Origin of the sequence: Pseudochrobactrum sp. AO18b, from assembly GCF_000409565.1 — a bacterium.
Lineage (GTDB): Bacteria > Pseudomonadota > Alphaproteobacteria > Rhizobiales > Rhizobiaceae > Pseudochrobactrum > Pseudochrobactrum saccharolyticum.
Genome location: NZ_ANNO01000158.1, coordinates 1 through 9,895 on the forward strand (window position 1 = coordinate 1; position 9,895 = coordinate 9,895).

8 protein-coding genes are annotated in these 9,895 nt (G+C 53.6%); 4 read left to right on the forward strand and 4 right to left on the reverse strand.

The window, feature by feature from the left end; translation table 11 throughout:
• The 4 genes from A918_RS19700 to A918_RS19705 form a co-directional block, all read right to left on the reverse strand.
• Positions 1–882, reverse strand: an 882-nt coding sequence (locus A918_RS19700; RefSeq protein WP_022710305.1) for a DMT family transporter, incomplete at its 3' end; no start/stop codon positions are given.
• Positions 883–1,157: 275 nt separating this feature from the next.
• Positions 1,158–2,894 (reverse strand): ABC transporter ATP-binding protein, encoded by a 1,737-nt coding sequence (locus A918_RS0106645; protein ID WP_022710306.1) that lies wholly within the window; start codon positions 2,892–2,894, stop codon positions 1,158–1,160.
• A 168-nt stretch (positions 2,895–3,062) separates the two neighbouring features.
• Positions 3,063–4,463 carry a sensor histidine kinase gene (locus A918_RS0106650; RefSeq protein ID WP_022710307.1) on the reverse strand — a complete coding sequence of 467 codons (1,401 nt, stop codon included), beginning with the start codon at positions 4,461–4,463 and terminating at the stop codon, positions 3,063–3,065.
• Positions 4,460–5,185 carry a response regulator transcription factor gene (locus A918_RS19705; RefSeq protein ID WP_022710308.1) on the reverse strand — a complete coding sequence of 242 codons (726 nt, stop codon included), beginning with the start codon at positions 5,183–5,185 and terminating at the stop codon, positions 4,460–4,462. Before A918_RS19705 ends, A918_RS0106650 begins: the two co-directional genes overlap by 4 nt.
• A 223-nt stretch (positions 5,186–5,408) precedes the next feature.
• On the opposite strand from A918_RS19705, the gene A918_RS0106660 reads away from it, so the two are divergent.
• The 4 genes from A918_RS0106660 (at position 5,409) to A918_RS0106675 (ending at position 9,752) form a co-directional block, all read left to right on the forward strand.
• On the forward strand, positions 5,409–6,425 hold the full coding sequence (locus A918_RS0106660; protein ID WP_371257505.1) for an ABC transporter substrate-binding protein: 1,017 nt from the start codon (positions 5,409–5,411) through the stop codon (positions 6,423–6,425).
• A gap of 305 nt (positions 6,426–6,730) precedes the next feature.
• Positions 6,731–7,675 (forward strand): tripartite tricarboxylate transporter substrate binding protein, encoded by a 945-nt coding sequence (locus tag A918_RS0106665; RefSeq protein ID WP_022710310.1) that lies wholly within the window; start codon positions 6,731–6,733, stop codon positions 7,673–7,675.
• Positions 7,672–8,157, forward strand: coding sequence for a tripartite tricarboxylate transporter TctB family protein (locus tag A918_RS0106670; RefSeq protein ID WP_022710311.1), 486 nt, complete (start codon positions 7,672–7,674; stop codon positions 8,155–8,157). The genes A918_RS0106665 and A918_RS0106670 overlap by 4 nt, the downstream gene beginning before the upstream one ends.
• Before the next feature lie 77 nt (positions 8,158–8,234).
• Complete coding sequence (locus tag A918_RS0106675) at positions 8,235–9,752, forward strand: tripartite tricarboxylate transporter permease (protein ID WP_022710312.1); 1,518 nt, start codon at positions 8,235–8,237, stop codon at positions 9,750–9,752.
• Positions 9,753–9,895 lie beyond the last annotated feature (143 nt).

Genomic DNA, 9,895 nt, shown 5'->3' on the forward strand with positions numbered 1-9,895 from the left:
TTTCTCAGCATCGGTAATCTTATGATGGTGCCGTGCCGGTCTGAATGATCTGCGATCAACCAGCTGACCATAGAGCAAGCTTCCCAACACCAGAACAATACCGCCAAGTTGCAGCCAGCTTGGCACCATATCATTAAAAACAGCATCCATAATAAAAGCTGTCACCGGAGCGAGCAGGAAGAACGGAGCAACTGCGGATGGTCCTGCACCCTCGATACCACGGAACCACAAGGCAAAAGCCAGCGCTGTCAGGAAGAGTGCGAGAATGACAAAACCGGCAAAATTCACGAGCGTAACGGAAGACGGAATGTCCTGAAAAATCACAGCAAGGATTGCCAGTTCAACGCCACCGACAACCAGCTGCCAGCCAGTGAATGCAAGCAAAGAACACGGGCGACCCCATTTATGGACATAGATACCGCCCAGTGCCACGGATAAGGCCGCGCCTAAGCCCGCCAGCACACCGATCATATCCATCTGCACACCACCACGCAGCACAACAAGGCTGACACCAACGGCGCCCAGCAAGACGCTGAAAATCTTATGACCGGTCGGAATAACCTGCATCAGCGGCCATGCGAGCAGAATAGTGAAGAGCGGTCCCAAAGCCTGAATGGTTGCCGCCACACCGCCCGGAAGGCGCAAAGCAGCAACAAAGATCAGGCCGAAAAATAAACCGGCATTGAGCGTGCCAAGCACAAGAATTTTCCACCACCATTCACGCGGCAGCATTGTGCGAGCAAACAGCAACAGCGGAATACCGCCACCTAAAGCGCGGATTGCACCGATAAAAACCGGATTATGCGGCAGCATGTTGGATGAAACAATATAGGTGAAGCCCCATAGAATGGTGGCCAGTGCGGCTGCAAGTTTAGGATTCATAATCTGTCCTGTCCTTCAATTTGCAGCACCAATATCATACCATACGGTATCGTATCAATTCATCATGTTGATGGACACTGCGTTCACAATTAACAGACAAAGCTGGCCTGCATTCCCGACTAGAGCATTTCACAGTTAAGTTGGATCAACTTGACGCCCGTGATAATGCGGCAAATTAAAGAATCTAGAGCGTGCACTGAGATCCAGTCAGGACGTAAACCGCTCTAGGGAACAATTACACAAGCATTATCTGCAGGGTGCAGGAAGCGGAGCTTCTAAACCTCGGCCGCACGGTTCTGCGCTTCAAGCAGCTGGCGGTAGAGACCGGATTTTGCTTCCAGTAACTGCTGATGACTGCCCTCTTCCGCCACACTGCCGTCCTGCACAACAACAATGCGATCAGCATTGGTGATTGTTGCCAGACGATGTGCGATCACCAAAGTAGTGCGCCCGACCGACAATTCCGACAGGGATTGCTGAATGGCACGCTCTGTCTCTGTATCAAGAGCGGAAGTTGCCTCATCCAGAATAAGGATCGGCGGGTTTTTCAGGAAGATACGGGCAATCGCCAGACGCTGTTTCTGCCCGCCGGAAAGCTTGACCCCGCGCTCACCGATAATCGTATCCAGCCCCGCCGGCAGACCGGCAACCACATCGCCCAGACGCGCGCGTTGCACAGCATCCATAATCTCGGTATCACTCGCATCAAGGCGGCCATAGGCGATATTCTCACGGATCGTGCCTGCAAACAGGAACACATCCTGACTGACAATGCCGATATTGCTGCGCAGGGATTTCAGCGTCATATCGCGGATATCAATTCCGTCAATACTGATAGCACCGCCGGTCACTTCATAAAAACGCGGCAGCAAAGAACAGATCGTGGTTTTACCCGCACCGGAGGGCCCGACAAATGCAATGGTCTCGCCAGCCTGAATATCGAGGTTCAGATTATGCACGATCGGACGATTATCCTGATAACCGAAGGAAACCTGATTATAACGGATATTGCCCTGTAATTTGCCTGCATCGCGGGCATTGGCGCGGTCAGCAATATCCGGACGCGTATTCAGGAACTCCAGATAGCGTTGGAAACCGGCAATACCTTTCGGATAGCTTTCAATTACCGAATTGATCTTATCAATCGGCCGGAAAAACACCCCGACCAGCAGCAGGAAACCGACAAAACCACCGGCACTCAGGTCGCCGCGAATGACAAAATATGCCCCGCACAGCATCACCACGACCTGAATAAAACGCATCGACAAATAGCTCAGCGATGTTGAGGCCGCCATGACTTTATAGGCTTCAAGCTTAGTGCTGCGATAATTCTGATTATCCTCGGCAAACAACGCGCGTTCATGGTCTTCATTAGTGAAAGCCTGCACCACACGAATACCGCCGACATTTTCCTCAATACGCGCATTGAATGCCGCCACACGGCCATAAAGTGCGCGCCATGTCGTGGTCATGCGACCGCCATAGCGCAATGTCACCCATGCAGTGACCGGCACAATCAGCGCGGTAATAACAGCCAGTGTCGAATGTTCCCAGAACATCAGGATGAAAGCGCCGATCAGCGTCATGATCGCGATGAACAGATCTTCGGGACCGTGATGGGCGACCTCGCCGATCTCTTCGAGATCTTTGGTCATACGCGCCACAAGATGGCCGGTCTTCTGATTATCGAAATAGCCGAAGGAGAGTTTCTGCAAATGATCAAAGGCTTTGCGGCGCATCTCGGTTTCAATATTGATCCCGAGCATATGCCCCCAATAGGTCACCACCACTTGCAGACCGGCATTGAAAACATAAACGCAGAGCAAACCGGCGGCCGCGAGAGCAATCAGCCCCCATTCATTGGTCGGCAGCAACCGGTCGATGAATAATGTAACAGCCACCGGAAAAGCCAGCTCCAGCAAACCGGACAATACCGCACTGCAAAAATCGACAGCGAACAGAAGCTTATGCGGACGATAATAGGCAAAAAACCGTTTTACGATATCCGGCATTACAATCTCTCCCGTCGTCCCGCCTGCAAAATCTGACATTATCATTCAAGTTACTGGCGGTTGTAGCCAAAAACCTTCAGCTTGCAACAAGATAAGTGCCTGATTGCCAGTAAATCGGCCGGAATGATCTATCAAAAACCGGCAATAACGATAACCGGCCAGAATATTTTACGAAGTAGCAGAAAACCGGATGGCCGCGAGAAGACCTTTGCTCTGCGTTGCTTTTTGCAGGATCAGATGCCCCCCATGCAAAGCCGCAATTTCCTCGACAATCGACAGACCAAGACCACTGCCTTGCGGAGAATGTCCTGTGTTTTTTGCAACAGAGCCGCGGTCAAAGCGGTTGCGGATCAGGGAAAGCTGTTCTTCAGGCACGCCCTTGCCATTATCCTCAACCTCAAGGAAAACTAATTCACCCTGCCTGCGCACACGCACAGTCACGACGGCCTCAGTGCCGGCATAAAGCAGCGCATTACTAATCAGGTTTTTCAAAGCCTCTTCCAGCAGCAGCCGGTCGCCCTGCACCGTCAGACTGGCTTCCCCCTCATAGCCCAGATCAATATCTCCCCGCGCTGCCTCGCGCACATAATCACCGGTGATCTGCCGCGCCATTTCAGCAAGATCAACAGATCCGAGCACTTGCACAGTCTGGTCGCCAGATGCATCAATTTTAGCCAGCAACAGCAACTGCGCCAGAATACGCTCGGCATGCGCCACGGCCTGATCGGCCTGCGTGACCGCTTCCAACATGGATTGACGATCCTGACTACGCTGGGCAAGAGCAAGTTGTGTCCGCACCACTGCCAAAGGTGTGCGCAACTGATGGCTGGCATTGCCGGTAAAATGGCGCAGTGCATCCAGCGCCGATTGCAACCGCACCATGAAAGAATTGACCGTTTCCACCAGCCCCTGCACCTCATTGGGCACATGCTCGCTGATCGGGTGCAAATCCTGCGGATTGCGCTCGGCAATTGCATCACTGAGGCGGTAAAGCGGACGCAAAGCATAGGTCACGGCAATCCAGACCACCAAGGCGGTGCCGACAATCATAAACAGCAACCGCAAGGCTGAGCGCAGCAAAAGCGTATGCGTGAGCTGCCGACGCGCCATAGTTGTCTCGGCAACAGTCACTGTAAAGGGCACGGAATTCACACCGGTCGAAGCGGAACGGCGCAGCAAAGCCAGCCGGATCGGCTCCCCGCGATAGGTTCCATCGCCAAATTCAACATCCTTATTTTCCGGATTTTTCAGCAGCGGCAGTGTTTCATAACCGGTAATAAACTGGCCGGGCGGACCGTCCACCCGATAGAACACCCGATCCTGCGCGGCAGAAGTGAGCATTTCCAAGGCGACATAGGGAATATCCACCTCCAGATCGCCATGCTCGGACACCACAACACGCTCGGCAATCGCCAGCGCCGAACCGCTCAGCACGCGGTCTGCCACTTTATTGGCCGTGCTGACAGCTTCCTGATACGTATCCGCCAGCGCAATCAGCCCGATCAGCATGGTTGAAACCAGCAACCAGCCAAGCAAACGTCTGCGCAGGGAATAGCTGTTTTTCCTCATTGTGAATCCGCGGGCAAATCCACAGGTTCATCCGCAACAATAACCGGCTGGGTGCCGGACAGACGATCCAGATAATATCCCAGCCCCCGCGCTGTCCTGACCGTCAGCCCGAAAGGCGCAAGCCTTTTGCGCAAACGGCTGACATATTGCTCAATGGCATTAGAACTCAGATCATGGTCAAAACCACTGAGAGACTGCACAATCGCTTCTTTGGCAACGACCTTGCCGCCGCGCACAAAGAGCAATTCAAGCAAGCCAAGTTCCCGCGCCGGAATATCAATCGATTGTCCGGCAGAACTGAAAGTGCGTGTATTCAAATCCAGTGTGACCGCACCAAAATGCACCAGCGCATGACGCAATCCCGCCTGACGCCGCAACAGCACACGCACCCGCGCCTCAAACTCGCTGATATCGAACGGCTTAATCATATAATCATCCGCGCCGAGATCCAGCCCGCGCACGCGCTCTTCCGGTGTACCGCGCGCGGTCAGAATGAGCACAGCTGCCTGATTATGCCGTGCACGCATGGCCCGCAGCACATCCAGCCCGTCCATCTCCGGCAGGTTGAGATCAAGAATCACCAGATCAAAATTCTCAGCCGCAGCGGCGGCATGGGCAGACGCACCGTCTTCAACAATATCAACCGCATAGCCGCTACCGCGCAACAAAGCGCCCAGCCCTTCCGACAGCGCCTTATTATCTTCAACCAGCAAAATCCGCACGCTGACAACATCTCCCTGCTGCCCTGTTGCAGCCCGTATTGTTTCTCCCCGACACAGCATATAATGATTACAAGAGCAATGTCAGCGGATACAAAGAAATAATCCTGCATTGTCAGTAATGTTTAGGCCAGCGAGTTTGGGAGGACAGGACGTGCGCCGTTTCTGGCTGAGTGCGGTTTTAAGTTTATTGCCGGTGTTAAATAGCGCTGTGGCAGCAACGCCCATGATGTTTCCGGCACTCAGCGGCGACAAGAATGCGCCGGTGCTGGTTGTCTATTCTTCTCTCGACGAACCGCTTGCACGGCCGATGATTGAAGGGTTTCAGAAAAACAACCCTGACATCACCGTGCGCTATGAGGATATGCTCACCACAGAAATTTATGAGCGCATCGTTCGTGAAACCAACGACGGCTTGAAAACCGCCGATTTCGCTTTTTCCTCAGCCATGGATTTGCAGGTCAAACTTACCAATGACGGCTATGCGCAAGCCAGCATTTTGCCGATGAGCGAGCGCTGGCCAAGCTGGGCGAACTGGCGCAACACCGCCTATGCCCTGACATTTGAGCCAGCAGTTTTTGTCTATCACAAGCCGGAGTTTAAAGACCGCAAACCGCCGTCAACCCGCGCGGAGCTGGTTGCCTATCTCAAAGAACAGGGTGAAAGCGTTTTCGGCCGTATCGGAACTTATGATATTGAACGCTCCGGCGTCGGCTTTCTGTTCATGGCACGTGATCAGGAGCAGTTTGACGATATCTGGACGGTCATTCAGGCCATGGGATCAGCGGGGGTCAAACTCTACTCCACCAGTCAGGCAATTGTGGAACGCGTTGCCGACGGGCGCTTTGTGCTCGGTTATAATATTCTCGGCTCCTATGCCGCAGACTGGGCATCGCGCAATCCCGATGTGGGGATTATTCTGCCTAAAGATTATACTGTGGTGATGTCGCGTATCGGACTGGTGCCGGAAGCCGCCGCCTCGCCGGAACTGGGGCGGCGCTATCTTGAGTTCTTCATGTCGAAAGAAGGCCAAACCATCCTCGCCCGCCAGTTGCAAATACCGGCTGTCAGCCCTGAAGTGGCCGGAGACAATACCGCTCTGACCATGCAGGAAATCTACGGCAACAAGCTGAAACCGGTGCCTGTCAGCCCCGGTTTGATGGTCTATCTCGATCAGGTTAAACGCAGCCGCCTGATTGCCAAATGGAATGATGTGCTGCGCCAGCAGAAAAAATATTATTGATTTTCACAGGAACAGGCTCACAATCTTCAAAAGACATATGAACAAGAGCCGTTCCTGAAAACAGCGCAAGTCTCAATAATTGTGTGCAAAGCACACGGTCTCAATAATTATGCGCAAAGCGAAGGGTGCGTCAGGTTCGCGTCAGCTTCATATGATCGATTAGCGGGACTGTTGTCCGTGGAGGCGGTTAAACAGTACCGGGGAGGAACACTGTATATGGTCGGGGGCACCACATGCCTGATCCTTCCCGTGCGTTTTCTAAAAACCACAGCCTGCGTTGAAACGCAGCATCAGGAGGATCAGACTTGAAAAAACTTCTACTCGCTTCCCTCTTTGCAGGCGCATTGGCGCTGCCTGCCTATGCAGCAGATTACACCATCATTGCACCGGCCAATCCGGGCGGCGGCTGGGATCAGACAGCCCGTTCCCTGCAGACTGTTCTGCAGCAGGAAGGTATTTCCGGTAAAGTACAGGTACAGAACGTACCGGGCGCCGGCGGCACGATCGGCCTTGCACAATTCGCCAGCCAGCAAAAAGGTAAAGGCGATGCTCTGATCGTCGGCGGTTATGTTATGGTCGGCGCTATTCTGACCAATAAATCACCGGTAACCCTGAAAGATGTTACGCCAATCGCACGTCTGACCGGCGAATATGAAGCAATCGTTGTACCTGCTTCTTCTCCTTTCCAGACAATGGGCGACCTGGTTGATGCGCTGAAAAAAGATCCGGGCGCAGTATCATGGGGCGGTGGTTCTGCCGGTGGTACTGACCATATCGCTGTAGGTCTGATTGCCAAGGCTGCAGGCGTTGATCCTAAGAAGATCAACTATATTGCCTATTCCGGCGGTGGTGAAGCACTGGCCGCAATTCTCGGCAGTCAGGTTTCTGCAGGTATTTCCGGTTACGGCGAATTTGAATCACAGGTCAAATCCGGCACATTGCGTCTGCTGGCCGTCTCCAGTGCCGAACGTATCGAAGGCATTGATGCACCGACCCTGAAAGAATCCGGCCTTGATGTTGTTGTAGAAAACTGGCGCATGCTGGCTGCAGCCCCTGGTATTTCCGCCGAGCAGAAAGCCGCAATCAATGCGGATATTGAAAAGCTGGCAAAATCCAAATCCTGGCAGGAAACTCTGAAGACCAAAGGTTGGGCTGACACCTATCTGGCAGGCGATGCTTTTGACGCACAGCTTGATAAGGATATTCAGGCAACCGAAGGTGTTCTGAAAGACATCGGTCTTGTTCAATGAGTGAACTGAAACCTGTAACAGCGCGTCGCCCCGATCGGGCGGCGCTTTGTATCGCGGCCATCCTGCTTGTCATTTCCGGCGTGATGTTCTGGGATATGGCACGTCTTTCCGAGGCTGCCGGTTATTCTCAGGTCGGCCCTGCGACTGTACCGAAAGCCATTGCCTTCGGCCTTGCAGGATTGGCTATCTGGACAATTATTGCTGCTTTCCGCCATGATTTTCCCGAGCGTGAGCCGCAGGAAGTCAAACCGGTACTCTGGATTGTCGGCGGTCTCACCGCGCAGATGCTGCTGCTCAACACAGCAGGCTTCTCCATTGCCACAGGCATTATGTTTGCACTGACAGCCTATGGTTTCGGCAAGCGCAAATTATGGTTCTCGATCCCTGTCGGCATTGCCGCCTGTTATGTGATCTGGCTGGTTTTTGCCAAATTGCTGCAATTATCACTGCCTGCGGGGCCGTTAGAGCGGTTGTTCTTTTAAAAAGCCACCGGCTGTCTCCTCGTTGCCGCAGCGCCTTACCCTCTGCGTAAAGCGGCTCAACACGGGAACAATGATTAATGTCTACATTTGAATTTCTCATGCAGGGGATTGTGGTTGCGATGCAGCCGATGAACCTGCTCTATGCGCTGATCGGCGTGACACTCGGCACCGCTGTCGGCGTGCTTCCGGGCATCGGCCCTGCACTGACTGTCGCCCTGTTGCTGCCTGTTACCTATCAGCTCGATGCTGCGGGTTCCCTGATTATGTTTGCCGGTATTTATTACGGCGGCATGTATGGCGGTTCCACTACGTCTATTCTGCTGAATACACCGGGTGAAAGCGCCTCGATTGTTACCGCCCTGGAAGGTAACAAAATGGCGCGTAAAGGGCGCGGCGGCCCTGCATTGGCAACGGCTGCTATCGGCTCTTTTGTTGCCGGTCTGATTGCAACCATCGGCCTCGCTTTCATCGCGCCTTATATTGTTAAGCTTGCACTGGTTTTCGGCCCCCGCGAATATTTTGCGCTGATGGTGCTGGCTTTTGTCACCGTATCATCGGCTTTCGGCGACAGCGCATTGCGTGGCCTGACATCCTTGTTTATCGGCCTTGCGCTTGCCACTATCGGTATTGACCAGCTGACCGGTCAGGCGCGTCTGTCCTTTGGTGTGCCCGATCTGCTTGACGGTATTGAAGTCACCACACTGGCCGTTGCGATGTTCGCGATTGGTGAAACGCTCTTTATCGCCGCTCAGGGCGCACGTGCACCGGATAAAGTGGAAGCCGTTAAAGGCTCGCTGTGGATGTCTGCCTCAGACTGGGCACGGTCATGGAAACCATGGCTGCGCGGTACATTTATCGGCTTTCCGATTGGTGCCATGCCTGCGGGCGGTGCGGAAATCGGTACATTCCTGTCCTATGCAACCGAACGCAAACTCACCAAACATCCGGAAGAATTCGGCAATGGTGCGATTGAAGGCGTTGCAGGACCTGAAGCTGCCAATAATGCGTCCGCTGCCGGTACCCTTGTGCCATTGCTGACACTCGGCCTGCCGACAACGGCAACCGCTGCAATCATGCTGGCCGGTTTCCAGCAATATGGCCTACAACCGGGGCCGCTGCTGTTTGCAACCAATCCGCAGCTGGTCTGGGGTCTGATTGCCAGCTTGCTCATCGCCAATTTCATGCTGCTGGTGTTGAACCTGCCGCTGATCGGTCTGTGGGTCAAATTGCTGACCATCCCTAAACCATGGCTTTATGCCGGTATTCTGATGTTCGCCACGCTTGGTACAATCGGTGCTAATCCGTCGGTCTTTGAACTTGGTATGCTGCTGGCTTTCGGCCTGATGGGCTATGGTATGCGTGTCTTCGGTTATCCGATTGCACCGGCCGTCGTTGGTTTGATCCTCGGCCCGCTGGCTGAGCAGCAATTGCGCCGCGCTTTGTCTATCAGTCAGGGTGATGTGACTGTCCTGTTCACATCTCCGATTGCAGCCGTTCTCTTGACGATTGCAGCACTGGCACTGATCGTACCGCTGATTATGCGTGCCCGTGGCCGCGGTCAGGTTCTGTCGCAGCTTGCGGCGAATGAGGACTAGAGCGGTTTACGTCCAGATTGGATCATAGCGCTCGCTCTAGATTCTTTATTTGGACGCATTATCACGGGCGTCAAGTTGATCCAACTTGACTGTGAAATGCTCTAAACCTTTATACCCCCGAAAATGATGAGCCCGCCGGTTAT

Excerpts from the sequence above, each read along its gene's own strand:
- A918_RS0106645 (WP_022710306.1), bottom strand. The coding sequence starts at position 2,894 with ATGCCGGATATCGTAAAACGGTTTTTTGCCTATTATCGTCCGCATAAG.
- A918_RS0106650 (WP_022710307.1), bottom strand. The coding sequence starts at position 4,463 with ATGAGGAAAAACAGCTATTCCCTGCGCAGACGTTTGCTTGGCTGGTTG.
- A918_RS0106660 (WP_371257505.1), top strand. The coding sequence starts at position 5,409 with ATGATGTTTCCGGCACTCAGCGGCGACAAGAATGCGCCGGTGCTGGTT.
- A918_RS0106670 (WP_022710311.1), top strand. The coding sequence starts at position 7,672 with ATGAGTGAACTGAAACCTGTAACAGCGCGTCGCCCCGATCGGGCGGCG.
- A918_RS0106675 (WP_022710312.1), top strand. The coding sequence starts at position 8,235 with ATGTCTACATTTGAATTTCTCATGCAGGGGATTGTGGTTGCGATGCAG.